Genomic DNA, 24448 nt, shown 5'->3' on the forward strand with positions numbered 1-24448 from the left:
GCAATCACTATCCGATGGCGATGGGCGTGACAGGGCTGCCGGTGGCGCCGGTGACCTTCAAAGCCCCGACCGTCAGCAGGAACTCGTGGCAATTGTCTTGTGCCAATTCGTCCAACGCCATGTTCTCGATGAGATGAATGCCGTTGTCCACCAAAAGCATGATGTGGCAACCCAGGTAGACCCCACTCTCGAAGGGGAGCGCCTCCACTGCGGAATTGTCGGCTCCGACAATTGCGACGTCCTGTTCGACGAGGTAAGCGGCAGCGTCGAGGCCGATGCCGGGCTGAGGGTGTATGGCCACTCGTTCATCCATGAACGCCCCGACCCAGCCAGTCCGTATGAGCACCAGGTCTCCGGGCTCAAGCGCGGTGCCCTGGTGTCGCAACGTATCGGTCAACTCCGTTCGGGAGATTATGTGACCCGGTTCGAGGACGTCGACGCCCAGTGCGGAGGCGACGTCAATGAGTACTCCGCGGCCGGCGATTGCTCCGACCTTGTCGATGCCGCATCGCTGGGCCCCGGAATACGGTGCTACCTGGTCGTGCGGAAAACCGTTGTACAGCTTGTTATCTGCGTACACATGGCATAGAGCATCCATGTGTGTGGAAGTGTGCGAAGCCATCACGAGCATGTCTTCGCTGGAGCCGACTCCTGGCACCCCACCGTTTGAGATCGACATCTGTTCGTCGTCGTGGTTCGTCAAGGTCAGCCGCTGCGGAACACCCCGGAACGGGAGATTGGGAACCCCCGTTCGTTGAATCGGGATGCTGAGCGCGTATGCCTTCCCTGTGGTCGGCACTCCCAACGCCGCGGTGACCACTTCGGGCGTCAATAGATTGAGTGCGCCTCGTTCATCGTCGGTACCCCATCGACCCCAGCTGGTCTTCTTCTCACTCACGGATCCTCCGTTGGCCTGGCGCCTGTTCTGATGAGAATGACGTTACCTCAATGGAGAATGCAGCCAACGCGTATTGCTGTGGTCGGTTGCTCGAATCGCTGCCCGGCAAAGTGATTCACCTTGGCGCCGGCTACTAGCCGTCTACGAGGTGGTGCCGGCGCGCGGGACGACACCGCGTGCTGCTGTCAAGGGCAAGTCGTTGTAGGTGGCGATGCCGGGAGCCGCGGTGACCACCGCGGAGATCGCATGGACAGGAGGCATCGCGGTCATGATGGTTCCGAGTTTCATGAAATCGGCCATCGTTTTCCCCTCGAAATACGGTGGCGGAAGAAACCCGACTGTCATGTTCACTGTCGGACGTCCGTCAATGGTGATCTGCCAACCCTCAGCGTCGATCTGCCAGTCCGGTTCCAGGGTTTGACCTTTGCGCCACCGCACGTTGATGTCGATCAGCGTGGTACCTGCCACTCGCCCTTGCCAACTCGCGTACACCCCGGCAACGCACCCTGCAGCTATCGTCCACGAACCGAGGTCAACATCGGCTGTGGTCTGCGCATACTCTGCCTCGCAGACGATTTCATCGAGTTCGACGCCGAGGGAATCAGCTACCAGTTGGACTGCTTCGGCGAAGATCGCTGTCCCGTCTGCCGCCATCGATGCCAGGTCGGGATCGTCGGCGGGCGTTCCGAAACCGACCGGGATTTCGGTTGAAGGGGAGTCGTAGAACGTGGTGTCTGAGGTTTCGGCGATCGTGACCTTGTCGACCCGGTCGCATGCGGTGGTTGCCACTATCGCCAGTAGCTCTGCAAAGCCGGGGCTGACTCCCGACCCGAATATCGTCGATTCTCCCTTCTCGCAGGCCTCGAGGATTCGATCACGTCCCTCACCGAGATTGTGTCCGGTGATGAACGAGGCAGAGGTCACCACATTGGCGCCGGAGGACAGGATCATCACCAATTCATCGACATCGATCCACATGGGGTTGTAGACCACAACGTCCGGCCGAAGGGCAAGCAGTGCGTCGACATCGTTTGTTGCGTGCACACCGACCGGCGCGATGCCGCAGATGTCGCCGACGTCGCGACCCACCTTGTCTGCTGACCATGCGAAGCAGCCGACGAGTTCCAACATAGGGTTTGTCACCACTGACTTGGCGGCTTCTACGCCCACATTGCCTGTGGTCCACTGAACCACACGGTGGGGAGTAGTTGTCTTCTCTGGCATTGGTACCTCGATTCGGGTCCGTACGTGTCCTCTATGACTACACCTCCGCGTGACGGTTGTGGGCGGCTTCCGCGGAATTTTCTCCGGCCGGTAAAAAAGTGCCCCGAGAGACGTCAGCGACCGGAGTCGTCAGGCAGTCGACGCTCGAGGCCTGTGAGAATCACGGTGAGATCGAATTCGAGTTGGCCATCAGCGGACCGTTCGTTCTGACGCGCTTCCACCAGTCGTCGCAGCATCGGGAAGTCGGACGGTGAGGCGGCGGCCAATGTGCGGGCCACGTCGGGCACGTCTGGGTGGACACTGCTCGAGTGGTTGGCACGCAATGTGTCTCGCCCGGTCGAGTACGCCACTTCGGTCAACAACGTGAGAATGCGTCCGGCCTCGTTTACGTCGAATCCGGCGTCCACCATGCTGCGCAGCAAAACCTCGACAGTCACGAGGTTGCGTGTGCCTTCGGCACTGGGAAGGCGGATGTAGGTGGCGAGTGGGCCTACCTTGACGACGGCGTCACGCGTTGCCCGGGCGTATTGACGGGCCACTTCACGCCAATCGCCCCCCGCCGGGAATTCAACCCGACTCAGTTCTGTCTCGAAGATGTCGAGGGCCACCAACTCACGCAACCCCGTCACGTCACTTACGTGGTAGCTGAGCGCTTTACGGTCCACGTGCAGGACATCGGCCACCGCCTGCATCGTCATGGTCTCCAGCGGCAGGGTCCGCGCGGCCTGGAGAATGCTGTCGCGGCTTATTTTGGAGGGCCTCCCGCGACGAGAGGTGCCGGCGCGTTCATTGACCGGATCAGACATGCCGCACCTCCTTGAGCTCACCTTAGTTCAGCGATCACGAGGACCCTGGACGAGTGCAAGCGACGCGTGCGGTTTCGGCGCGACGGGCGTCGTAGTCTTCTGAGTGTGTCGGCACTGAGAGTGGTCTGGTTGGGTTTGGCCGTGGTAGCGGTGCTGTTCACGGTCTGGACCGCCCTGTCGCCTGCAGGAGGAGTGTCACTGTCGTGTTCGAAATCCGGGCAGTTGGGTCTCGAAGGTAGCCGAGCCGCGCTTAATTGTGATGATTCGATCGTGCGCGTCTTCGGTGTGTGGCCGCTCGTTCAGCTCGGGCAGCTGCTTGCGATTCCACCTGCAGTGGCGGCGCTGGTCATGAAGCGATGGGTGTCGTGGCTGGTTGTTCTCACATTCCTTGTGCTCGCCTTCGTAGCTGTCGCGAACTGGACGTCGTTCTGGGTTTCGCTGAGCTTCGCGGTTCCGATGGCCGCGGTCGGTTTGGTGGCCGCCTCCGTTCAGCACATTGTACCGCCCGCGGGACCGAGAGTGGTTACGGCCCCGAGGAACTGACACAGTCGAGGTCGAACAGCCTTCGCGAGCGATGTCGGTCACATGCGCCGGATCTGGTCGGACCGACGTGGCACTATCGCGTGGTGTCCTCTCAGCGACAAAGCATCATCTCCGCGATCGACGCGTCTGCGGCGGCGGAGGGGATCGTGCTGGATGCGCAGCAGCGGCAGCTCGCTGCACGGCTCGCTGACCTGGGCCCCCCGCCCCGAAGCTTGCGTGGATCGTCCCGTGGCTTGTACATCTACGGGCCAGCAGGACGCGGCAAATCGTGGCTGGCTGATGCTTTCTTCGACGCGGTACCCACCAGGCGTAAGGCGCGGGTGCATTTCCACAGCTTCTTCGATGACCTGCACCGTCACATCCACGACCACCGTGATGATCATCGGGCCCTACGGCGCGCCATGGACGACGTCACGGGCCACAGTAGTTTGCTCCTCTTCGACGAGCTCCATGTACATGATTCCGGCGACGCCAGGCTCTTGACCCGACTACTCGAGCACGTCTTCGACCGAAAGATCGCCGTGGTGGCCACCTCCAACTATGCTCCCGATTCGTTGCTGCCCAACCCCATCTGGCACCACATCTTCGAACCCGGTATCACGCTGATCAAAATGCACCTGGATACTTTCAATCTTACTGGGGCTACTGACTATCGGGCGGTCGCCCAGACGAACGCCACGGGATTTGCTGCCGGGGAATGGACGACAGGGACCAGTCATCCGCACGGAAGTTACGAGCCAACCTTCCTTGCCGTCCGAGGCCGCCATTTCCCGGTGCTCTCGGTACGTCCTGGGCGACTGTCGGCCACCTTTGCTCAGCTCTGCGCAGCGCCGGTGTCAGCGATCGAATACCTGGAATGGGCGCGGACCTACGAACGCTGGGTCATCTCTGAGATCCCGCGGTTCGACGACATGGACCCAGAGGCACAGCAGCGCTTCATCAACCTCGTTGACATCCTCGTCGAGATCGACGTCAGAGTCTCTTTCGTCTCCCCTCACAGCTTGCCCGAATTCCTCACCGCAGCGACCGACCACCGGCCCGACGCCTTTCGCATGAGTAGCCGTATGCAGCTTGTACGACACTGTTAGGAGTGTCCGCGAGCCACCTCTCCACCACATTCGTCCCGCTGCAGTACCGCCGAGGGCATCGTTCCCTCGGCGACCCCAGAAGGGGCCGAATGTGGTGGTCAAAGCGTCAACACAACTTTCCTGTGGCACTGACGCAGTCCCGCAAGTCATGGGCGTCCGCTTGCGCGAAGGTTGCCACCGGTGTTGCCTCCACGGAGTCATACGTGGACACGGTCTTCACTGCTGCTTCGAATCGGTCCTGTCAGGGAGGCGATGTCGCGCGCAGATCGCCGATGGCGAGGTGCCAGATCGGTCCACGCAGTTCGCGCCGCAGGCAATGATGCCTGCCCACGCGCCGTCGAGCGAACGGACCACGGCCGCTGGAGTATCAGACGCCACCAGCGGTGCACAGTAAGACACCGTCAGCAGAATATGGTCCTGCTCGGCGAGTGCGGAGACCCATGCGGCGGGATGCTCGTCGGCGAAGAACTCCTGTGCCAGCGGTGTTTCGGCGTCGTCGCTGTGCTCCCGGTAGGTGATGGACAGCGCATGCGGGTTGGTGATGTCCACCGCCAATCGGCTCACCACCGGCAGTGGCCGCGCGGGGGTACGCCACCGGTCCAGGCGAGTCAGTCCAAGTCCTGCCAGGCTGAAGGGGCTCAGCACCGAGGGGTCGACGACTAGTCCTGCTGAGGGCAGTAGCCCGAACTCGCGGACCCACAGGTTCTGTGCACCTGTGTTGACGGGCGCTCTCGGCACCACAGCGCGACCCGGCCACGCGGTGCGAGTGCCGCAATCGATATTCGTCATTGATTTGTTCTCTCTGAGAACCGTTTTCGTTATGCGCCGACGTGTGCCGGTGACAACACAACTATGGGCCCGTACGCCTCAACGCCGCGTCCACCATGAGGTTGATCTGCCGGAGGACACCGGGTGTCCACCGATTGCAGGACACCCACGCTCCCCGGAAACGCTGCCGGATGGTGCCGTGAGCGCAATCCCGACTGTCTACTCAGCGCGGTTGAGATGGCGAAGATGGTGGCGGTTTCTCTTCACCTGGGGAAGGTGAAGGTGGGGGAGTCCGGTGCCGGAGCCGATGGTCTCTGCCGTTGAGTGCCTCGATCAGCTTCGCCGAAGTCTCCTCGAAACCGCGTTTGGACGGTCAGTGCGGTCCTATCTCCTGAGTGTGGCGGTCGCGCTCACTTCTGGTCGTAAGTCCAGCCGCCGCAGCATCTGTGCGTTGAGTGCGACAACGACAGTCGACACCGACATCAGGATTGCACCGACCGACATGGGCAGGATGAATCCGATACCCGCGAGGACTCCGGCAGCCAAGGGCACGGAGATCAGGTTGTAGCCGGCGGCCCACCACAAGTTCTGCTTCATCTTGCGGTAGCTGGCCTTGGACAGCTCGATCACCGACAGCACCGACCGGGGATCGTCGCTGGCGAGGATGACGCCGGCCGAGGCGATCGCGACGTCGGTGCCGGCGCCGATGGCGATTCCGACGTCGGCTTGGGCTAGCGCGGGGGCGTCGTTGACACCGTCGCCGATCATGGCCGTCTTCTTGCCCTCGCGTTGAAGCTCCTGAACTTTGGACGCTTTGTCCTCGGGGCGGACGCCGGCGAACACGCGATCGATGCCGAGTTCAGTGGCGACAGACCGGGCCACTGCTTCTGCGTCGCCGGTGATCATGACGACCTGGATACCGAGCTTGTGTAGCGCGGTGACGGCCTGACGCGATTCGCTACGTACCTCATCGGCCAGTTTGAGGGCGCCGATCACATGGCGGTCGGCCAGCACGTGCAGGATGATTGCGCCGTCGGACCGCCAGCTGTCGGCGATGGCGAGCTCGCCGCGCTGGTATTCGTCGAGCAATCGGGGCCCGCCGACCTGGATATGGCGGCCGTCGACGGTGGCCGAGACACCTACCGCGGGGGATGAGGTGAAGCCGACGGCGGTTGTGTGGGTGAGGTTGCGGGTCATTGCCGCATGCACGATGGCTTTGCCCAGGGGGTGTTCGCTGTCGGCTTCGGCCGCTGCGGCCCACGCCAGCACTTCGTCGTCGGTGTGGCCGGCGACAGCGTGAACGGCGGTGACGGTGGGTTCGCCTTTGGTCAGGGTGCCGGTCTTGTCAAAGAGCACCGTGTCCACGGTGCGCATGCTTTCCAGCGCGAGCCGATCTTTGATCAACACACCTCCGCGCGCAGCGCGTTCGGTGGCGATGGCCACCACGAGCGGGATGGCCAAGCCCAGGGCGTGCGGGCAGGCGATGACCAGGACAGTGATGGTGCGCACCACCGCGTCGTCGGGGTAACCGAGCACGGTCCAGGCGATGGCGGTCAGTACCGCAGATCCCAGAGCGAACCAGAACAGCCACGCGGCGGCGGTGTCGGCGAGCCGCTGGGCCCGGGACGTCGAGTTCTGGGCGTCGGCGACGAGTCGTTGAATACCGGCCAACGCAGTGTTGTCGCCGGTGGCGGTGACCTGCACACGCACGCCTGAGTCAGTGGCCACCGTGCCGGCGACCACGGGATCGCTCACCGTGCGGCGCACTGTCCTCGATTCCCCGGTCACCATGGATTCGTCCATCTCGGCAGCACCGTCGACAATTGTCCCGTCAGCCGGCACTCCACCCCCGGGGCGCACGATGACCACGTCACCGACCTGAAGCTGCGATGGTGACACAGTGACTGTGGTGTCGCCGTCGACGAGCTCGGCCTCATCGGGCAACAGCGCGGCCAAAGAGTCCAGCGCGGAGGTGGTTTGGGCCAGGGATCGCATCTCGATCCAGTGCCCCAGCAACATGATCACGATCAACAGGGCCAGTTCCCACCAGAAATCGAGCTGGTGGTCGAGTAACTCCAAGGTCGAACCCCATGATGCGACGAACGCCACCGTGATCGCCAGGGCGATGAGCAGCATCATCCCGGGCGCCCGCGATCGCACTTCACCGACTGCACCGGCCAGAAATGGCCGGCCGCCCCACGCGAACATCACTGTGCCCAGGATCGGCGAAATCCATGACAACGCTTCGATGTCGGGCAATTCATAGCCGACGAGCGTGGCGAACATGCTCGAGAATCCGACCACCGGAATGGCCAGCACAAGCATGATCCAGAACAGGCGCCGGAACTGTCCGACATGGTCGCCGTGGCCCGCGTGGCCGGCGTGACCCTGGGGGTCGCCGTGGTCGCCGTGGTGGCCGGTGTGTGCCGCCGGTGCGGCGGTGTCGTGCGGGTTGCCGTGGGATGAAGCGCTCATAGCGACGAGGGTATACCCCCTAGGGGTACCTGTCGAGGAGGTCAGCGCACGCGAATCGATTCCGGCGCGCTCAACCGCCCGCGACCGGCGGAAGGATCGCCAGCTCGTCGCCGGGGGCGCAGGTGGCATTCATGTCGTCCACGGCCTCGCCGTTCAGCCACACGCGTGAATGATCGAGAATCGACGAGAACTGCGGACCGTACTGCTCCCGCGCCACGAGGAGAACGTCTCCGACGCTATTCCCCGCGAACTCGCCAGTGCTTGCGCCGGCGGCGACCCGCGCCGTCGCGAACATCACTACCGTGACCATCTTTCGTATTCCTTCCAGGCGTCAGCCGCCGATATATGACATCTCGATTTTGTTCGTCGTCACCGAATCGGTGGCTGCCGAACGTAATTCGGAGTATCTATCCTTGCGTCCGAGCCAGAGGCGTCGAAGTATTGCTTCCAGTTCGAGGTCGCTGGCCCCGGATCGTAAGTGCGACCGGAGATCGAACCCGCCGGAGGAGAACAGGCACGTGTGCACCTGTCCATCGGCCGACAGGCGCGCTCGAGTGCAACTGCGGCAGAAAGGATTGGTGACCGAACTGATCACACCGATCTCGCCCATTCCGTCGCGGTAGCGGTAGCGGGCGGCGACCTCTCCCGGGTACCGCGGGGGCACAAGAGCGAGCGGGAAGACCGCGGAAATCGTGTCTACTATGATTCGAGCCGGCACGACTTCACCGAGATTCCAGCCGTTCGTGGTCCCGACGTCCATGTACTCGATGAACCGGACTGTCGTATCGGTGCCGCGGAAGTGGTCGGCCAGGGCGAGTAGATGATCGTGACCGCCGTTGATCTCGCGGCGGACGACGGCATTCAGTTTCACCGGTCCGAGGCCGGCTTCGGCCGCCGCAGCAATGCCGGCCAAGACTCGGGACAGTGGGATGCGGGTGTCGCTCATCTGCTCGAACACAACCGGATTGATCGAATCGAGACTGACCGTCACACGATCGAGTCCCGCAGCCTTCAGCGACACGGCGTGGGCGCCCAGCAGAGCACCGTTGGTCGTCATCGCGATGTCGAGGTCGGGATTGATGCGCAGCTCGGCGATGAGATCGGCGATTCCAGCCCGAAGCAGCGGTTCCCCGCCGGTGAGCCGGATCTTTCGGATACCTAGCCGGCCACCTACCCGGGCGACTCTCGCTATCTCGTCGAACGTCAGCAGGTCGCTGCGGGGGAGATAGGAATGGTCAGCACCGAACTTTTCCCGCGGCATGCAGTAGACACACCGGAAATTGCAGCGGTCGGTGACAGAGATTCGAAGATCGTGGAGTGGGCGCTCGAGTGTGTCTCGGACCACGCCGCTCGGGGCGCTCACGAGTACGGCTCCCACTCATGGGCGGCGACGGCGACATCGGTGATCAGATTGCCCGTTTCGACCCAGGACGTCCCCTGTCCCTGGCGATGTTCCAGTTTCCAGACCGGTACGGCCGCTTTGAGGACGTCGATACAGAACTGTGCTGCGAGAAAGGCCTGCGTCCGATGTCCGGCTGACACGGCGACGAGTACGGCGGCTTCGCCGGTGGCCACCAGGCCGGCTCTGTGGACGAGGGCGATGCGCCGGGTCTGCGGCCAGCGATCGAGCGCTGCTTCGGCGACCTCTTGCATGCGGGAGACCGCACTGGTGGCGAACGTCTCGTACTCGATAGCGGTGACGTTGCCGGCGCTCGGGCCGCCGAGTGGGACCGAGTACTCGCGGACGGTGCCGGTGAACGTGACCACCGCGCCACACTCGGGGACAGTGGCCCAGTCGATCATCTCGGCGACCGGCAACGGACTGTCCGTGACGTCGATGTGCAGGGCCGTGCGAGGGCTGGTGCGCAGTGGTACGGGGGTCATGGGACTCAGTGTGATGCTCGATGAGCCCGTGTAATCGTCGTAGCGCGCCAAGAAGTTGACGCTCAGTGACGTCGCCGGCGACTTCCTCTGACCAGCGTAGAAGCCGTCTACACACTGTTACCGAACCCCAACACGCACGTAACAACGCGGCTTACAGTTGAAGGTGAACTGCCGAGGGCCTGCGGTCAGCCCCGCTCGGGCGCTCGGTGAGGAATCGAGGACGACTATGCAAACTTCCGGGTTTTCGCTGCCGCAACGCACGAGCAGCACTGCGGACTGGGCGGATATGCTTCATCAGCACTTTGTCGCGCTCGATGTCAGGGACACCGAGTCGGAACAGTTCACGGGTGCGGTCCGTAGTCATTCGCTGGCGCATCTTCAGGTGTCGAGCGTGCAATCACGTACCCAGAGAATCGAACGCAGTGGGTCATTGATCCGGGGCGACACCAGGGCCTACCTTCAGCTCGGCATGATGCGCAGAGGAAATGCGGTGGTCCGGCAAGACGGGCGGGAAGCGCTCGTCGGACGGGGCGACTACGTCTTGTACGAGACCAGCCGGCCCTTCGATTGGATGGTCAACGGCGACGCCGCCGACGATCAATGGGTACTGGAGGTCTTCACGTGGCCGCGTTCGATGATTTCGCTGGGTGTCGACGAGTCGCGGGGGCTGACCGCGCGGACCTTTGACGGCGCCAGCGGGATGACGGGCGTCCTCGGACGGTTCCTGCACGATATCGTCACCGCCCGACCCGAGGTCGATCTGTCGATGGGCGGGTCAGTGGCCGACGAGGTCGCAGACCTGGTCAGCGTGATTGCGCACACCATCGTCACCGGCGATGACCTGCGCCAGAACGTGGGGCTCAGCCGCAAGATCGATCAATACATCGACCAGCACCTGGGTGACCCGGATCTGTCGCCGACGGTGATCGCGCAGGCAACCTCGATCTCCAACCGGCAGCTCCACCGCATCTTCGCCGACAGGGACCTCACCGTGTCGCGGACCATCCGGATGAAGCGCCTGGAGAGTTGCCGGCGAGAGATCATCGCGTCGATCGCGAAGGACCGGTCGCTGACAGAGATCAGCCGGAAATGGGGTTTCACCGATCTGGCGGTCTTCGGTCGAGCGTTCAAGGATGTGTACGGGGTCAGTCCGCGGCAGTATCGCGCTGCGGCGTCTGCGGCTTCGAACGATCCCCGCGCGGTGACTCGGCCGCGCCGAACACACGACATCGAGTAGGTCTACCCCACGGCGTCGCTCGAGTGGCCCGGCATGACGGGTGCGGACGCGTCCAGGAGCGCTGCGATGTGATTGACCGCTATGGCGGCCTCGGCGAATCCGACCGAGATCAGCTTGACCTTGTCATCGTGCCCTGCGACGTCGCCGGCTGCGAAGACTCTGGGGCGACTGGTCCGCATCGCCCGATCGACCGCGATGTCGCGGCCCGCCTTGTCCAATCCCCATGAATTGATCGGGCCCAGTGCGGCTTTGAAGCCGAGTGCGGCGACCACTGCCGACACGGCGAACTGGTGGCGGGCATCGGTGGTGCAGTGCGCGAGTGTCACGCCGTCGATGATCCCGGCGCCGCTGATGCTGTCGACCTCGAACGGCGTCATCACCTGAACCGTGGACGCCGCCAGGAGACCGACGCTGTGCTCATGCGCCCTGAACTGTTCGCGTCGGTGAACGAGCACAACGGATTTGGCGATCGACTCCAGGCTGAGGGCCCAATCGACTGCAGAATCACCCCCGCCGACCACGACGACGTCTTCGCCGGTCAGCTCATCGAGCCGGGGCACGAAATAGCGCAGCCCACGACCTGCATAGTCGTTGCCGACCGGCAGGGGGCGAGGAGTGAACTTCCCGATCCCTGCGGTCACGAGAACGGCTCCGCCGGTCACGGTCTCACCGAGGTCGGTGGTGACGGCAATCCCGTCTGGGATATCCACCAGTTCCGTTGCCACATGGCCGAAGAGATAGCGCGGTTTGGATTGATCGGCCTGCTCGGTGAGAGCGTCGACGAGGCTCTGCGCGCGGATCGCCGGGTATCCGGCCACGTCGAAGATCTTCTTCTCCGGGTACAGGGTGGTCATCTGGCCGCCGGCTTGCGGGAGCGAGTCGATCACGGTCACCCGCATCCCGCGGAACCCGGCGTAGTAGGCGCCGTAAAGGCCTGCCGGGCCGGCGCCGACGATGATCAGATCGCAGTCGAGACTGTGGTCACTGTTCACGAGTCGCGAATCCTTCCACGATGGGGTGATCGTGCCCGATCGGTCCGAAATCCTCTGCGCCGCCCTCGGCTTCGGTTTCCTCGATGAACTCGGCCGCAGCTTCCCGGAACGGTTCCTTGTCCTCCGGCAGTTTGTGCTCGGAGAAGATCGCGTCGTTGGGACAGACCGGCATGCACTTGCCGCAGTCGACGCACTCGTCCGGGTTGATGTACATCATCCTGGCGCCCTCGTAGATGCAATCCACGGGGCATTCCTCCATGCACGCCTTGTCGAGGATGTCGAGGCAGGGATCGGTGATCACGTAGGTCATGACGCCAGCTCCACCTGGACGAGGGTGTCGGAGAAGGTGGGCGCGTTTCCGAGGTCGGCGAACCTGGTGGGGTTCAACGATGCGGGGGTCGACAGCGACTTTGCGTTCTTGCGCCAGTAGCCCATGTTGCAGACGGTCACACCGGTCAGGACGCTCTTGTCGAGTTTGGCGAGCACAGAGAACTCACCGCGGTCATTGAAGATCCTCACGGTGTCGCCATTGCCGATACCACGCGCTTCTGCGTCGGCGGGGTTGATGAGAAGCATGGGCTCTTTCTGTACTTTGCGATGGAAGTCGAGGTTGCCGAAGCTGGAGTTGAGGTAGGCATGGGACTTGGGAGTGATCAGGTTGAGTGGGTATCGGGCGGCGAGTTCCGGATTGGTCCGCAGGGACTCGTTCGGCGCGATGTAGTGGGGAAGTGGGTCGATGGGCTGGCCGGGCTGATGGTCGTTGGAGCCTTGCCGGAAGAGTGGAAGGACGAAGTTGCCGCCGGCAGCCATCGACGACAGGAACTCTGTTTTGCCGGATGGGGTGCGGAAGTTACCTTCGGCATGGGGTGCGTACTCGTCGGGGGACGGCAGATTCAATCGCTGCCAACCCTTTTGCTTGAGTGACTCGATGGTGATGCCCTCCATTGCGGGTGCGTCCCAGTCGAACGATTCTGCGATGAGCTCCTCATCTGACCGCAGGAACGCCGCGTCGGTGAAGCCCATAGCCGCGGCCAGGCGCCGGAACATTTCACTGTTCGGGACCGCTTCGCCCCGGGGTTGGATGGAGCGGTTGTTGTAGGTGACGAACAGGTGGCCCCAGGAGAAGTTGATGTCGTCCTGTTCGAGCTGGGTGGTGGCGGGCAAGATGATGTCGGCGTAATCGGCCGTATCGGTGATGAAGTGCTCACTGACCACCGTGAACAGATCCTCGCGGCTCAGACCGGCGATCATTCGTTCCTGGTCTGGGCACACCACCACCGGGTTGGAGTTGTAGACCATGAGTGCCTTGAGCGGCGTGTCGAGGTTCAGGCCCCCGGTGAGCGCCTCGCCGAGCTGATAGAGATTGATGACTCGTGTACCCGGGGTTTGTAATTCGGGGTGTAGGAAGGCAGGCCAGTTCACGGGGAATGCCCACAGCGGCAGTTGCAGCAGGCCGCCGCCGGGCTTGCGCCAGGCACCGATCAGCGCGGGCAGGCAGGAGATTGCGCGCACGGTCTGGCCGCCGCCGGCGGAGCGCTCGATGGCGACACCGATCCGGATGACGGCAGGTGCGTTCTGAGCGTATTCGCGGGCCAGGGTGTAGATGTCGTCGACCGGGATCCCGGTCTCTTCGGACGCCCACTCGGGGGTGTACTGCGCCACCCGCTCGGTCAGTTCGTCGTAGCCGACCGTGTACTTGTCGATGTAGTCGGCGTCGGTCAGTCCCTCGGCGATGATGACGTTCATCATCGCGAGCGCCAATGCGCCGTCGGTCCCGGGCCGGATGGGGATGTACCAGCTCGCGGCTTTCGCCGTCCGCGTCTTGACTGGGTCGATCACGACCACCTTGGCGCCGCGTTTCTTCGCTTCTGCGATGTACGGCCATAGGTGCAGGTTGGTGCTCATGACGTTCGCGGCCCAGATGACGATGTATTTCGAGTGCACAAAACTCTCGGGGTCGACACCTGCGCTGTCACCGATGGTCATCGCATAGGCGGTACACGAGCCCGCGTCGCAGTAGGTCCGTTCGGCCACCGTCGCGCCGAGCTTGTTGAAAAATGCGTCGCCGACGTTCAGTCCCTGGGTGATGCCCTGGGTGCCGAGATAGTTGCACGGCATGATCGCTTCGGGGCCGAACTCTTCGCTGATCGACCTGAACTTCGAGGCGATCGTGGCGATGGCCTCATCCCATGAAATACGCTCGAACTCGCCCGCCCCTTTCGGCCCGACGCGTTTGAGCGGATAGAGGACTCGATCCGGGCTGTAGACCTTGTCGAGGTAGTTGTCGACCTTGACGCAGAGCCCGCCGTTGGTGAACGGCATCGCCTTGCTGCCACGGATGTCGGTGGCGACGCCGTCCTCGACGGTGACGACCATCGAGCACGAATCGGGGCAGTCCTGCGCACAGGCACCGAGAATGGTGATTGGGTCGGTGGGGGCTGACGTCTGCAACGGAATGTCTTGAACTGACATGCGGATCTCCTCTGGGCCGGCGGCGAGATGGGAATCAGCCTGCCAATTCCGTGGCCCTAAAAGTTGATTCAGCGTGCCAACCTGTATGCGGTCAGCGCCCGATGAGAGTTCCGCAGTCGAACGGACGGGGGCTTTGCGGCCACTTCCTGGCTGGCTTACCCGATCAGACCTTGGGAACCGCGTATGCGCTTGTCACAGCCATTGCTGGCGGCGGAACACGATGTAGAGGGCGATGGAGGAGGTCACCATCGCCAGCACGGCCATCGGGTATCCGCCCAACCATCGTAATTCGGGCATGTGCTCGAAGTTCATTCCGTAGATGCCGGCGATCAGGGTTGGGGCGAACAGTATTGCGCCCCAAGCAGATATCTTCTTGACTTGTTCGTTTTGCTCGATACTGACCTGGGTCATCGCCCGGATCTCTTCGTTCTGTTGCTGGGTCACCAGCGTGGCGTGGACGGTCAGTGCGTTCTGCAGGGTCATCCGGAAGGCATCCGCGCGTTCGGTGACGCGCAGGATGTGATCGAGGACGTCGCGGAAGCTGCGGCGCAACTCGAGGTTACCGTCGTTCTTGGCGTCTTCGCGCATCGCTTCGACCATGACGACCAGGGGTGCGGTGGCCCGCTGAAACTCCATCACTTCCCGGGACAAGTCGTAGATGCGGCGTGCGACTTCCGGTTGGCCGGTAAACAGCTGGTCTTCGATTTCATCGATATCGGTCTGCAGTCCTTCGATGACCGGCTCGTATTCGTCGACGACCTGATCGATGATGGCGTAGAGCACCGCGTCGGTACCAAGTCCCAGTAAGTCGGGGGTGTCTTCGAGGCGATGGCGCACCCGCCCGAGGTCGGGGGCCTCTGCATGGCGAATGGTGACCACAAAGTCTGGGCCCACGAAGATGTGGACTTCGCCGAACTCGACCTTCTCGGTGTCTTCGATATACCGGGCCGGTCGCAGCACAACAAACAGTTGATCGCCGTACCCTTCGAGCTTGGGTCGCTGATGCGCCGCGATCGCATCCTCGACCGCAAGATGATGCAGATTGAATTCGGAGGCGACGGAATCGATCTCGGTCCGTCCGGGACGGTACAGCCCGATCCACGCCATGCCGCCACGTTCGCGCATCACTTCGTACGTCAGGTCGAGGCTTTCAGGGTTTTTTGTTCGTTTACCGTCGACATACACGGCGTTGTCGATGATCGCCACCGCTCACCCCCAATCGCTGCCTCTGATGACATCTGCTCGCTCGTATCGTAAACCCAGGTCCGGGACAGGCCTCCGCTTTGCGGTCAGGTCGGACCTACCGCGGTCGGCCCCGGCTCGGGCTGCGTTCAAGGCAGCACGATCACCTTGCCTGCGATTGGCCCGGCAGCTGCCTGCATGTGGAGGTCGGGCAGTTCGGCGAGTGGTATCCGTTGTGTTACCTCAACGGTCAGCGCGCCGGCGTCGACCAGGGACACGATCTCGGCAAGACGTGTGCGGTTCGGCTGAACGAACACGGTGGCAGCCCGCACATTCCGGGTCTTGTCGTCGGGGGTCGCCATGAACGCGGTGGTGCTGACCACGACGCCGCCGTCGCGAACGGCTGTGACATACGTGGCGAATTGTTCGGGTTCGATGGGAGCGAGGTTGAGCAGTACGTCGACCTGCCCGTCGAGGACATCGAGTAACGCGGTGTTGGTGTGGTCGATGACGTGGTCGGCGCCAGCGGCGCGGACAGCGTCAATGCTGCGTGGGCTTCCTGTCGCAATGACCTGGACGCCTGCGCGCTTGGCCAGTTGAATCGCGTATTTGCCGACAACACCGCCCGCGCCGACGATCAGCACGCTCTGGCCGGCGATCAGTTGTCCGTCGTCGAACAGCGCCTGCCAGGCCGTGAGGGCCACAGAGGGTAGTGCCGCGGCGTCGGCCAACTGAATGCTGTTGGGGGCGTGCACCAGCGCCTCGGCCGGGGCGATCACGTACTCGGCTGCGCCGCCGTCAAGTTCCATCGGCAGGAACCCGATGACGGCGTCCCCGAGCGCAAGGCCTCTCACCCCTTCGCCGAGCGCATCAACCGTGCCCGAGACGTCATATCCGGGGATGTGTGGCAAGACGATCGGGATCGGCAGAAATCCGGCTCGCATTCCGTTGTCGGCAGCGTTGAACGCTGACGCTGCCACACGCACGCGAACCTGCCCGGCGGCCGGTGTCGGTAGCTCCACATCTCCGTACTGGAGGACCTCGGGACCGCCGACTTCGTGGAACTGAACTGCTTTCATGGTGAACTCCTCCGACAAAGTGCTTCGAATGTGAAGCAACTTTGACCAAGGTAACAGTGCTTTGGAATCGAAGCAACCGGTAGGCTGCTGTCATGAGTGGAATCAGTGGGGAACAGGGGCTGACCCCTGTGGAGCTGGGCGCGTACCTAGCGTTGATAGAGGTGAGCAGCTTGGTGCGTCACGCAGTGGAACAGCAGCTACAGGAGGCGGGGAATCTCAGTTACGTGCAGTTCCAGTTGCTCGCCACACTCGGCGACGCACCGACCGGCAACCGGCGAATGACCGAACTGGCCGACGGCGTGGTCTACAGCAGAAGCGGACTCACGTACCAGGTGGGTCTCCTTGAACGAGCGGGATTGGTGACGCGCAGCCCGTCCGAAGAAGACGAACGCGGAATCACCGTCACAGTGACCGAAGCTGGACGCCGAGTGCTCGCGGCCGTGTTCCCCGGGCACATCGCCATAGTCCGGCAGCTACTCTTCGACGCATTGGACCAAAACGATGTCGACGACCTTGCCCGCGTACTCGCCAAAGCCCGAGACCACATGCGGACGATCCCGCCACGCTCGGCCAAACCCCGCCGAGGCGCCGGTCGACGGTCGGAGTGACAAGCTGGACTCCTGGGGCTCGCGCTTCGTCGCTGGAGCAAACGACGACACATTCAAGTTTCGTGCTGGTCGTCGTCACCGTGTGTTGCTGCTGATGTATCACGTAGTGGCGCAGATCTTTAGGTGGATACGAAGCGTTTGCACGCCGCCCGAATTCCTGCTGTTAGTCGAGGATGGCGGTCGCTTCGACTTCGACGAGGACGTCGGGTTCGAAGAGGTAGTCGACTCCGATCAAGGATGCGGGTGACATAGGATGTCAGCCGCAGGACGTGACAAACAACCCGAACTCACACATCGATCCAGATCGCCGGATCCCTAGGTGCAGCGAAGGCCCGCCCACATACCGCTCTTGGCGCCTGAACAACACCGCAGAATGAGCCGCCAGACCTATCCGCCCAAGATAAACCCGCGTACGCGTATGCACACCAAATGCAAGCGACCTACCTGCCACTGGTTCTTAGCTGGCGAGTACACAGAGCCAGTGGGCAACTTTAGCTCGACGCTCTGTGCGGGCTTCAAGTGCACGCCGCACGGCCACATGATCGCCGGGGCAGGCCCATTTGACGAGTCAGAGCGGTCAGCGTTTCAGTGAGTTGCCGTGCCTACAAATGATTCTCAGGTCTTTGCCACTATGAATGGGTCGGGCTTCGTCTGCCCGTGTGGCCTAGACGACTGCTGGTGGGGAATAGCCCCGACGAGCCGCACTTTGCAAACCGACTCGACTCGTCGCCCCATCTCGCTTACCGGATCGGGTAGTCGGCGGGCTCAAGCGGTCGGGAGTTGTTCGACGTAGGCGAGTACCTGGAATGGGTCGAGCGATTCGGTCACTTTGATCAGTTTGCCGTCTCGTAGGCGGAACATGATCAGGTAGTTGTTGTTGTACTTGGCCTCGCCCGGACCGATTCCTTCCGTCGTGGCTTCCACGACGACGCGGTCCTCTTCGCCGGTCACGCTGTGTACATCGAATCGGAACTGGTCGAAGGGTCCTAGGAACCCCTCTAGGAGGGCCTTGGTGCCGGCCTTGTCGTTGGGGCCACCGTATTCGAAGCGATCTTTGCGATTTGGGAGTGTCCATGTTCCTTCGTCGTCGATGAGGTCGAACAATGCTGGGAAGTTGCGGTCGCTGATGTACTGGCAGGCGTTGAGGACAATTTCTTTGTTCTTCTCGACGGACATTGAGAGCCTCCTGGGGTAGCGGATTGAGCCGATGAACGCGGGGCCGCAGGCGGTGTGGGGCCTTGTATCGCTAGAACACGGAACCTATTTCAGTGTTGTCGCGCGTGACGCGCCTCGCTGGTGCTTTCGTGGTGGCGGAGAACGTCACCCTTGAAACACAGTGTGATTGTAAGCAGAGTTGACTAACGAGTCAATCGTGATGGTGGGTTAATTGCGTGAGTTTCTACGAAATTGCCAGCTCGAGCCAAAGGGCGTGGGGATGAAATCTGACTGCAAAGTCAACTTTCGGCACGCTGAGAATGCTCGGTCCTCGACAAGGCAGACGGGGCCCCGTCAACTGACGAGTGACACCTACGGGGGACTGCCCGTGTATGAGCGCGAAATATCCTGCCACCAAGTGGATTAAACCTCTTCGATGCGGCGCGACTCAGATAGTGGTGTGTACTTCCCCTGAAGCTGAGCGTTTGGCATGACTTGCCAGAGGGGATCGCGGGTGCCGCGCCAGCTATGTACCGGGCGGCTGGTTTACTTCAGGCCGAGAGCTTGAGACCACAACCGGGTCAGGGTGGTGATGGCAGCTTCCTCATCAAACCTGACCCCGTGGATGAACCACATCTGAGTGAAGGATTCGATCATCCCGCCGAGCGCGGCGGCGGCGATGGTGGGGTCGAGGCTAGGGTCTACGTCGCCAGTTCGTTGCAGGTGGCGGATACCGGCTTCGTTGCGCCGGAGAAATAGATCTCTGATCTGCAGTTTTAGTGTCCGGAACTGGTCGTCGCGGATCGCCATCTCGTCTATGACGGCGATGAGCCTGGCGTTTCGTGCTGCGGCGTTGAAGTACTGGCGGTTCGCCGCCTCGATCTTGGTGATGGCGTCGTCGCCGACGGTGCCGGTGGTCTGCGATGCGGTGAACATCTCGCCTGCGACCACACTGAACAGTTCGTGTAAGACGTCGTCTTTTGTTTCGAAGTAGTGGTAGAAAGTGCCATACGACGTACCGGAGCGCTCAGCTATATCCGAGATTCGTGTATCTCGAAATCCCTTTTCTTCGAACAATTCCCGCGCTGCAGCGACCAGTGCGCCGCGGGTACGCCACCCACGTTGGGTAGTGGGCTTTTCTTGCTGGGAGGGCCGCGTTGGTGCCACCGGGGCAGTGGCAATTCCGGTATTGGACCGGCTGCCGTCTTGTAGTGTCACGTCGTCCTTCCGGGAGATCGGCCGCAGATCAAATGTAGTTTACGGTACCGAGTCAGGTCGCCGCCGCCTCGCGCAGAGCCACCTTCTTGATTTTTCCAGAGGGGGTGAGTGGGAGTGAGTCGACAACGTGGATGTGGGCAGGAACTTTGTACTTTGCCAGCTGCTGGCGACATCTGTTGAGAAGCGCCTCGACATCGACGGTGGCTCCTGGTGTCGGCACGACGTAGGCGTGACCGACTTCGCCGTAGAGGGCGTCGGGTACTCCGATGACCGCGCTCATAGCCACAGCCTCGTCGCTGGCCAGGACGTTCTCTATTTCCACGGGATAGACGTTGTATCCGCTACGGACGTACATCTCTTTCCTGCGCCCGCACAGCGCTATTCGTCCATCTGAGCGCTGGGTGGCCATGTCGCCGGTGTCGAGCCACCCATCGGAGTGAAACGTTCGTTGGGTATCGGCCGGGTTGTCCCAGTAGCCGCCGGCGACGCAGCCACCGCGGATGTGCAGTTCGCCCTCAGTGTCGGGGGGCAAGGGTTGTCCGGTGTCGTCGGCGATGCGCGCTTGGAAGTCTCCGATTGCCACACCTAAGGTCGCAACCAAGGTTTCGAGGTCGTCGCCGAGCGCTGAGATGATGCATCCGCCCGAGGTCTCGGACAAGCCGTAGAGGTTGGCCATCCGGGCGCCGGGGAACGTGTCGAGGATGCGGCGACCCATGGCGGGTTCGACGTTCGAACCTCCGATGATGCAGGTCCGGACCGAAGAAGTGTCCGTGCCCGCGAACTCCTCGAGGTCCATCATCATGGTGTACATGGTCGGTACACCGATGTAGATGGTGACTTTGTGGCGCTCGATCGTCGTTAGTGCCAGCTGGGGGTTGTAGCGAGGCAGTAGTGCCACGGTGCTTCCGGCGACCATGGAAGCGGTGACGGTGCAGGTCATCCCGCCCACGTGATTGAGCGGCATATGGCCGATGGCGACGTCGTTGGCAGTTTGGTGCAGATGGCCCGCCTGGGCAGTGGCCGACGACAGGATGCTGGCGTGCGTCAGAGTGGCGCCCTTTGGCCGGCCGGTGGTGCCCGAGGTGTACAGGATCACCGCCGGATCGTCCGGTTGCACTTGTGCCTGAAGAGCGGTGAGGGTCTGCGAATCAGGCGCAGTGACAAGGTCCTCCCAGCGGTGACTACCGGCAAAGCCTTCGCCGCTGAGGAAAACGAAGTGGCGCACCGCCTGAATGCGGGGGCGCAGACCTTGAAGGAATTCGACGAAGTCGAAGTTGTTGTCGCTGGTGCAGCACACGAGCATGACGGCGCCGGATTGGTTCAGCATGTAGTCGAACTCGCGGTCCCGGTAGGCAACGTTCAGTGTGACCAGCACGGCGCCGATCTTCGCTGCGGCAAACCAGGTAATCAGCCACTGGGCGGAGTTGGGTGCGGCGATGGCGATGCGGTCGTGGCGCGTAATTCCCAATGAGAGCAGACCCGCGGCGAACTGGTCGACCTGCTCAGCGAACTGGCCGTAGCTCAAGCTCTGGTCTGGACACAGTAGGAACGGCGTGGATGCGTGAAGCGATGTTTCGTCCAGCAGGGCCGGCAGGGTCGCGGCGCTGTGGGTGAGCGTGTGATCGTGCTCGGCATCGATGGTCATGGGTAGGTCCTTTTACTAGCGTCAGGCGAGGGTCGGACTTGTAGTGGATCGGCGACGTGCCAGGTCGGTATGTCGAGACTGGCACGTCGCCTGGTGGTGCGTCCTACGATTCGACGAGGTCGGGATGCACTGCCCTCGATGGGTGAAAGTGCAGGTAGTCGTAGTGAGCGACTCCCGCGCGCACCATGGGATCGTTACCCATGAGAGCGCGAACTTCGTTCTCGTCGTCGCCCCTCGCGATGATCAGACCGCCGGTGAACGGGCGGCGGGGTCCTGAGGCGATGAATCGTCCAGCGTCATAACATTGGTCGAGGAACGCCAAGTGTTGGGTAACGACTGATTCACCCCGTTCCAGGGGACGGGTGTAGGTGCTGGAGATGACGAACATGCGCGCCTGCTTTCGTTTGTACGGTCGGTCAGTTGTGGGCTTTGACGGGAACGTTCGAGAACTCGAAGCCGGCGAAATCGTTGCCTGCGCTCTTCTCGAGTTCCTGGAAGTATCCGGCGGCCCCGCCGAAGTAGAACAGCACGCGGCGCGGTTTGCCGGGGGTGTTGGCGCCCAGGTACCAACTGTTCGCCGATTCCCCGCTGGGGAGCAGAGTCATGTTGAATACGTCCGATACGTGCGCAGTCCACTGCTCGGCGGCCTCCTCGGTGGGCTGCATTCGGTCATAACCGTTGTCTTTCATGAAGTTCAGGGCGCGGCTGAGCCAGTTGACGACCCCTTCGATGATGACCGGAATGTTGGCGTACGCGCTCTGCGGTCCGCAAATCATGAGCATGTTGGGAAATCCTGGTGTCCCAATACCCAAGAATGTTTCGGGGCCGCCAGCCCAGTACTGGGACAACTTCACCCGGTCCTCGCCGCGGATATCGATGTTGTTCAAAGCGCCGGTGACCGCGTCGAACCCGGTAGCGAGGATGATGACGTCGAACTTGTAGTCACGGTCGCTGGTGCGCAGACCGTTGGCGGTGATCGCCTCGATCGGGTTGCTCTGAATGTCGACGAGGGTGACGTTGTCACGGTTGAAGGTTTCGTAGTAGTTGGTGCCTGAGGGTGGCCGCTTGGACACGTATGGGTACCCACGTGGGGTGAGTAGTTCGGCGACCGCTGGATCTTTGACGGTCTCTGCGATCTTCTTGCGGATGAAATCGGCAGCAGCATCGTTGGATCGCTGATCGAGAATCAGATCGTCGAAGGTCTCGAAGACGAAGTGGAAACCGCCGTTCTGCCAGCCTTCTTCGAAGATGCGCTCGCGTTCGGCCTCCACAACGACATCGTCATACATTCGCCCCGCCGGGTCCATGGGGAACCCGAAGACGTGGCCTCGGGCTTTGTCCCACACCGCGGCATAATCCGCTTTGATCTTTTGGCGAAACTCATCGTCGAGATCGTGGTTCTGGGCGGGCATGACGTAGTTGGGGGTCCGCTGGAACACGGTCAGATGCTCGGCGGCTTCGGCCACGTGTGGGATGGTCTGGATGCCGGAGGCACCGGTGCCGATTACGGCCACTCGCTTGCCGGTCAGGTCGACGTGCTCCTTGGGCCACTGCGAGGTGCGGTAGATGTTTCCGGTGAAACTGTTGATGCCCTCGAACTGAGGTTCCTGCGGCACCGACAGATGCCCCAGCGCGGGCAGGAAGTACGTGCAGGTGAACTGCTGCCCGTTCTCTGTGGTGATGGTCCACAAGTTGCTCGGCTTGTCGTACGTCGCGGCCAGGACGCGGTGGCTGAAACGGATGTTGCGACGTACGTCGAATCGGTCGGCGACGAACGCGATGTACTTCTGCACTTCCACCTGACCGGGGTAACGCTCGGACCAGTTCCATTCCTGTTCGATTTCCGGGAAAGGGAAGCAGTACGACCAACTTTCGCTGTCAGTACGAGCTCCTGGGTAGCGGTTCCAATACCACGTTCCTCCGACGTCTGTTCCCGCTTCGAGTGCTACCGCAGAGAGCCCGAGTTTCTGCAGTTCGATGAGCATGCGTATGCCGCCGAATCCAGCACCGATGACCACGGCATCGGTGTGTACGGGCGTTGCGGTTGATCCCTGGTCGGACATTCGGTCACTCCTTGATTGGTTCGATGAAAGGTGCAGCGAGCGCGCGGTTACCCACCCGTCAGTTCACTGCCAGGTGGGGGCGCAGCCAGGCCGCCGCCGCTGCAATGGCCGCGTCTGCTTCTGGTGCGCGCCCGGCCATGAAGGTGAACACGTGCTGCTGATCGGGCACTGTACGAAGTTCGACGTCCACGCCGGCCTGCCCGGCCCGCTCGGCGAGACGCTCGGAGTCGCTGAGCAACGCTTCAGCTTCGCTGACGGTGATGTGCAGCGGTGGGATGCCGGAGAAATCGGCGTGCAACGGGTTGGCGAGGCCGTCTGTCGCGGAACCGTCTGATCCCAAATACATTTGCGACATCATGGTCACCACTCCGAGGCTGATCAACGCGTCGTTGTCGGCGTTGCTCTCGAGGGTTTTGCCCACCAGTTCCATATCCAACCAGGGGGACACGGTGACGATGGCGGCCGGGAGTTCCTCACCGAGGTCGCGTAGTTTCAAGACCGAACTGATAGCAAGGTTCCCGCCGGCCGAGTCGCCGGCAACCGCTAGGTCCGCACCCGAGAATCCCTGCGCATGTAACCACTGGTGCGCGGCGACCGCATCATCGATCTGAGCCGGGAACGGGTGCTCGGGGGCGAGTCGGTAGTCGAGCACAAACGCCCGCACGCCAGCGGCTTTGGCCAGATGGCCGGCGACTTTACGGTGACTATGGACAGTGTTTCCTACGAAACCACCACCATGCGTATACAGGATCGCCTTATCCGCAGGTGCGCCAGCGGGCACGCACCACAGCCCGCGGACTTCCTCGGTGTCGACCTCGGCGTAGGTGACGTCTTCGGGTTCGGCGGCCTGAACCGCGAGCTCTTCGAAAATCGACCGCATCGCAGCCAGGCCCATCTCCGGGTTCGCTGCCAAACGGTCAGTAATCGATCGGTAGTGCGCCTTCAAAGCTGCGGACTCGGTACTGGGCATGATGCCTCCTCGGCGTAACGGTTGTGCCAGTTGAAACGGGGCGCGTCGTGGGCGTCGCAGGCTGTCCGCCGCACGGCCACATCTGGATCGATTCGTGTGCGCGGTCACCACTAACAGGCCTTGGCTGTGATCGTAGACACA

Annotated in this window: 23 protein-coding genes and 1 pseudogene; 4 read left to right on the top strand and 20 right to left on the bottom strand. The window is 62.3% G+C overall.

What is annotated here, in order from left to right:
- Positions 1 to 7: 7 nt before the first annotated feature.
- The 3 genes from DFR67_RS16535 to DFR67_RS16545 form a co-directional block, all read right to left on the bottom strand.
- Positions 8 to 898: a cyclase family protein gene (locus DFR67_RS16535; RefSeq protein ID WP_110470588.1), complete on the bottom strand. Its 891-nt coding sequence runs from the start codon at positions 896 to 898 to the stop codon at positions 8 to 10.
- A 141-nt stretch (positions 899 to 1039) separates the two neighbouring features.
- Complete coding sequence (locus DFR67_RS16540; RefSeq protein ID WP_110470589.1) at positions 1040 to 2122, bottom strand: NAD(P)H-dependent amine dehydrogenase family protein; 1083 nt, start codon at positions 2120 to 2122, stop codon at positions 1040 to 1042.
- Positions 2123 to 2235: 113 nt separating this feature from the next.
- A complete protein-coding gene (locus tag DFR67_RS16545) occupies positions 2236 to 2928 on the bottom strand; it encodes a TetR/AcrR family transcriptional regulator C-terminal domain-containing protein (protein WP_110470590.1) in 693 nt (230 codons plus the stop codon).
- A 105-nt stretch (positions 2929 to 3033) separates the two neighbouring features.
- Here DFR67_RS16545 and DFR67_RS31150 point away from each other — a divergent pair, with 105 nt between their 5' ends.
- Together DFR67_RS31150 and zapE are read left to right on the top strand one after the other, a co-directional pair.
- A complete protein-coding gene (locus tag DFR67_RS31150; protein WP_245937993.1) occupies positions 3034 to 3471 on the top strand; it encodes an ABC transporter permease in 438 nt (145 codons plus the stop codon).
- 83 nt (positions 3472 to 3554) lie between these two features.
- The gene (zapE, locus tag DFR67_RS16550) at positions 3555 to 4559 is read left to right on the top strand and encodes a cell division protein ZapE (RefSeq protein ID WP_245937994.1); all 1005 of its coding nucleotides are present in this window, start codon (positions 3555 to 3557) and stop codon (positions 4557 to 4559) included.
- 216 nt (positions 4560 to 4775) lie between these two features.
- Here the strand turns inward: zapE and DFR67_RS16555 are convergent, their stop codons facing one another.
- The 5 genes from DFR67_RS16555 to DFR67_RS16575 all read right to left on the bottom strand — a co-directional run bounded on the left by DFR67_RS16555 (position 4776) and on the right by DFR67_RS16575 (position 9686).
- On the bottom strand, positions 4776 to 5348 hold the full coding sequence (locus DFR67_RS16555; protein WP_146240464.1) for a hypothetical protein: 573 nt from the start codon (positions 5346 to 5348) through the stop codon (positions 4776 to 4778).
- 363 nt (positions 5349 to 5711) lie between these two features.
- Positions 5712 to 7802 carry a heavy metal translocating P-type ATPase gene (locus tag DFR67_RS16560; RefSeq protein WP_110470593.1) on the bottom strand — a complete coding sequence of 697 codons (2091 nt, stop codon included), beginning with the start codon at positions 7800 to 7802 and terminating at the stop codon, positions 5712 to 5714.
- A 70-nt stretch (positions 7803 to 7872) separates the two neighbouring features.
- Complete coding sequence (locus tag DFR67_RS16565; protein WP_110470594.1) at positions 7873 to 8112, bottom strand: MoaD/ThiS family protein; 240 nt, start codon at positions 8110 to 8112, stop codon at positions 7873 to 7875.
- 21 nt (positions 8113 to 8133) lie between these two features.
- Positions 8134 to 9165 carry a GTP 3',8-cyclase MoaA gene (moaA, locus tag DFR67_RS16570; RefSeq protein WP_110470694.1) on the bottom strand — a complete coding sequence of 344 codons (1032 nt, stop codon included), beginning with the start codon at positions 9163 to 9165 and terminating at the stop codon, positions 8134 to 8136.
- Positions 9162 to 9686 (bottom strand): molybdenum cofactor biosynthesis protein MoaE, encoded by a 525-nt coding sequence (locus DFR67_RS16575; protein ID WP_110470595.1) that lies wholly within the window; start codon positions 9684 to 9686, stop codon positions 9162 to 9164. Before DFR67_RS16575 ends, moaA begins: the two co-directional genes overlap by 4 nt.
- 286 nt (positions 9687 to 9972) lie before the next feature.
- Between DFR67_RS16575 and DFR67_RS16580 the strand changes: the two genes are divergently transcribed.
- The gene (locus tag DFR67_RS16580) at positions 9973 to 10923 is read left to right on the top strand and encodes a helix-turn-helix domain-containing protein (RefSeq protein ID WP_245937995.1); all 951 of its coding nucleotides are present in this window, start codon (positions 9973 to 9975) and stop codon (positions 10921 to 10923) included.
- A 2-nt stretch (positions 10924 to 10925) separates the two neighbouring features.
- Here DFR67_RS16580 and DFR67_RS16585 read toward each other — a convergent pair whose 3' ends face one another.
- The 5 genes from DFR67_RS16585 to DFR67_RS16605 all read right to left on the bottom strand — a co-directional run bounded on the left by DFR67_RS16585 (position 10926) and on the right by DFR67_RS16605 (position 16648).
- On the bottom strand, positions 10926 to 11915 hold the full coding sequence (locus DFR67_RS16585; protein WP_110470597.1) for an NAD(P)/FAD-dependent oxidoreductase: 990 nt from the start codon (positions 11913 to 11915) through the stop codon (positions 10926 to 10928).
- A complete protein-coding gene (fdxA, locus tag DFR67_RS16590; RefSeq protein WP_110470598.1) occupies positions 11905 to 12225 on the bottom strand; it encodes a ferredoxin in 321 nt (106 codons plus the stop codon). Before fdxA ends, DFR67_RS16585 begins: the two co-directional genes overlap by 11 nt.
- The gene (locus tag DFR67_RS16595) at positions 12222 to 14387 is read right to left on the bottom strand and encodes a molybdopterin-containing oxidoreductase family protein (RefSeq protein ID WP_110470599.1); all 2166 of its coding nucleotides are present in this window, start codon (positions 14385 to 14387) and stop codon (positions 12222 to 12224) included. Before DFR67_RS16595 ends, fdxA begins: the two co-directional genes overlap by 4 nt.
- 192 nt (positions 14388 to 14579) lie before the next feature.
- Positions 14580 to 15593 carry a magnesium and cobalt transport protein CorA gene (locus tag DFR67_RS16600; protein ID WP_110470600.1) on the bottom strand — a complete coding sequence of 338 codons (1014 nt, stop codon included), beginning with the start codon at positions 15591 to 15593 and terminating at the stop codon, positions 14580 to 14582.
- A gap of 125 nt (positions 15594 to 15718) precedes the next feature.
- Positions 15719 to 16648, bottom strand: a complete 930-nt coding sequence (locus tag DFR67_RS16605; RefSeq protein ID WP_110470601.1) for an NADP-dependent oxidoreductase — start codon at positions 16646 to 16648, stop codon at positions 15719 to 15721.
- Positions 16649 to 16740: 92 nt separating this feature from the next.
- On the opposite strand from DFR67_RS16605, the gene DFR67_RS16610 reads away from it, so the two are divergent.
- Positions 16741 to 17256 (top strand): MarR family winged helix-turn-helix transcriptional regulator, encoded by a 516-nt coding sequence (locus DFR67_RS16610; RefSeq protein ID WP_110470602.1) that lies wholly within the window; start codon positions 16741 to 16743, stop codon positions 17254 to 17256.
- A gap of 163 nt (positions 17257 to 17419) precedes the next feature.
- Here the strand turns inward: DFR67_RS16610 and DFR67_RS31155 are convergent.
- The 7 genes and pseudogenes from DFR67_RS31155 to DFR67_RS16645 all read right to left on the bottom strand — a co-directional run.
- A pseudogene (locus tag DFR67_RS31155) lies at positions 17420 to 17509 on the bottom strand (RidA family protein); the annotation flags it as partial.
- Between the two features lie 512 nt (positions 17510 to 18021).
- Entirely contained in the window at positions 18022 to 18432 is a 411-nt protein-coding gene (locus tag DFR67_RS16620) for a nuclear transport factor 2 family protein (RefSeq protein WP_110470603.1), read from the bottom strand.
- A 525-nt stretch (positions 18433 to 18957) separates the two neighbouring features.
- Positions 18958 to 19629 carry a TetR/AcrR family transcriptional regulator gene (locus DFR67_RS16625; protein ID WP_158539977.1) on the bottom strand — a complete coding sequence of 224 codons (672 nt, stop codon included), beginning with the start codon at positions 19627 to 19629 and terminating at the stop codon, positions 18958 to 18960.
- Between the two features lie 52 nt (positions 19630 to 19681).
- Positions 19682 to 21274 carry a class I adenylate-forming enzyme family protein gene (locus DFR67_RS16630; RefSeq protein ID WP_110470605.1) on the bottom strand — a complete coding sequence of 531 codons (1593 nt, stop codon included), beginning with the start codon at positions 21272 to 21274 and terminating at the stop codon, positions 19682 to 19684.
- Positions 21275 to 21377: 103 nt separating this feature from the next.
- Positions 21378 to 21662 carry a YciI family protein gene (locus tag DFR67_RS16635; RefSeq protein ID WP_110470606.1) on the bottom strand — a complete coding sequence of 95 codons (285 nt, stop codon included), beginning with the start codon at positions 21660 to 21662 and terminating at the stop codon, positions 21378 to 21380.
- Positions 21663 to 21690: 28 nt separating this feature from the next.
- Positions 21691 to 23337 (bottom strand): flavin-containing monooxygenase, encoded by a 1647-nt coding sequence (locus DFR67_RS16640; protein WP_110470607.1) that lies wholly within the window; start codon positions 23335 to 23337, stop codon positions 21691 to 21693.
- A gap of 58 nt (positions 23338 to 23395) precedes the next feature.
- A complete protein-coding gene (locus DFR67_RS16645) occupies positions 23396 to 24307 on the bottom strand; it encodes an alpha/beta hydrolase (protein ID WP_110470608.1) in 912 nt (303 codons plus the stop codon).
- Positions 24308 to 24448: the final 141 nt, after the last annotated feature.

This window comes from Williamsia limnetica, assembly GCF_003217475.1.
GTDB lineage: Bacteria > Actinomycetota > Actinomycetes > Mycobacteriales > Mycobacteriaceae > Williamsia > Williamsia limnetica.

Bases quoted from the DNA above. Each gene is read 5' to 3' on its own strand.
- DFR67_RS16580 (WP_245937995.1), top strand. From the start codon at position 9,973: ATGCTTCATCAGCACTTTGTCGCGCTCGATGTCAGGGACACCGAGTCG.
- DFR67_RS16635 (WP_110470606.1), bottom strand. From the start codon at position 21,662: ATGTTCGTCATCTCCAGCACCTACACCCGTCCCCTGGAACGGGGTGAA.
- DFR67_RS16560 (WP_110470593.1), bottom strand. From the start codon at position 7,802: ATGAGCGCTTCATCCCACGGCAACCCGCACGACACCGCCGCACCGGCG.
- DFR67_RS16565 (WP_110470594.1), bottom strand. From the start codon at position 8,112: ATGGTCACGGTAGTGATGTTCGCGACGGCGCGGGTCGCCGCCGGCGCA.
- DFR67_RS16645 (WP_110470608.1), bottom strand. From the start codon at position 24,307: ATGCCCAGTACCGAGTCCGCAGCTTTGAAGGCGCACTACCGATCGATT.
- DFR67_RS16595 (WP_110470599.1), bottom strand. From the start codon at position 14,387: ATGTCAGTTCAAGACATTCCGTTGCAGACGTCAGCCCCCACCGACCCA.
- DFR67_RS16545 (WP_110470590.1), bottom strand. From the start codon at position 2,928: ATGTCTGATCCGGTCAATGAACGCGCCGGCACCTCTCGTCGCGGGAGG.
- fdxA (WP_110470598.1), bottom strand. From the start codon at position 12,225: ATGACCTACGTGATCACCGATCCCTGCCTCGACATCCTCGACAAGGCG.
- DFR67_RS16640 (WP_110470607.1), bottom strand. From the start codon at position 23,337: ATGTCCGACCAGGGATCAACCGCAACGCCCGTACACACCGATGCCGTG.
- DFR67_RS16540 (WP_110470589.1), bottom strand. From the start codon at position 2,122: ATGCCAGAGAAGACAACTACTCCCCACCGTGTGGTTCAGTGGACCACA.
- DFR67_RS16630 (WP_110470605.1), bottom strand. From the start codon at position 21,274: ATGACCATCGATGCCGAGCACGATCACACGCTCACCCACAGCGCCGCG.
- DFR67_RS16555 (WP_146240464.1), bottom strand. From the start codon at position 5,348: ATGACGAATATCGATTGCGGCACTCGCACCGCGTGGCCGGGTCGCGCT.
- DFR67_RS16620 (WP_110470603.1), bottom strand. From the start codon at position 18,432: ATGTCCGTCGAGAAGAACAAAGAAATTGTCCTCAACGCCTGCCAGTAC.
- DFR67_RS16605 (WP_110470601.1), bottom strand. From the start codon at position 16,648: ATGAAAGCAGTTCAGTTCCACGAAGTCGGCGGTCCCGAGGTCCTCCAG.
- DFR67_RS16575 (WP_110470595.1), bottom strand. From the start codon at position 9,686: ATGACCCCCGTACCACTGCGCACCAGCCCTCGCACGGCCCTGCACATC.
- DFR67_RS16610 (WP_110470602.1), top strand. From the start codon at position 16,741: ATGAGTGGAATCAGTGGGGAACAGGGGCTGACCCCTGTGGAGCTGGGC.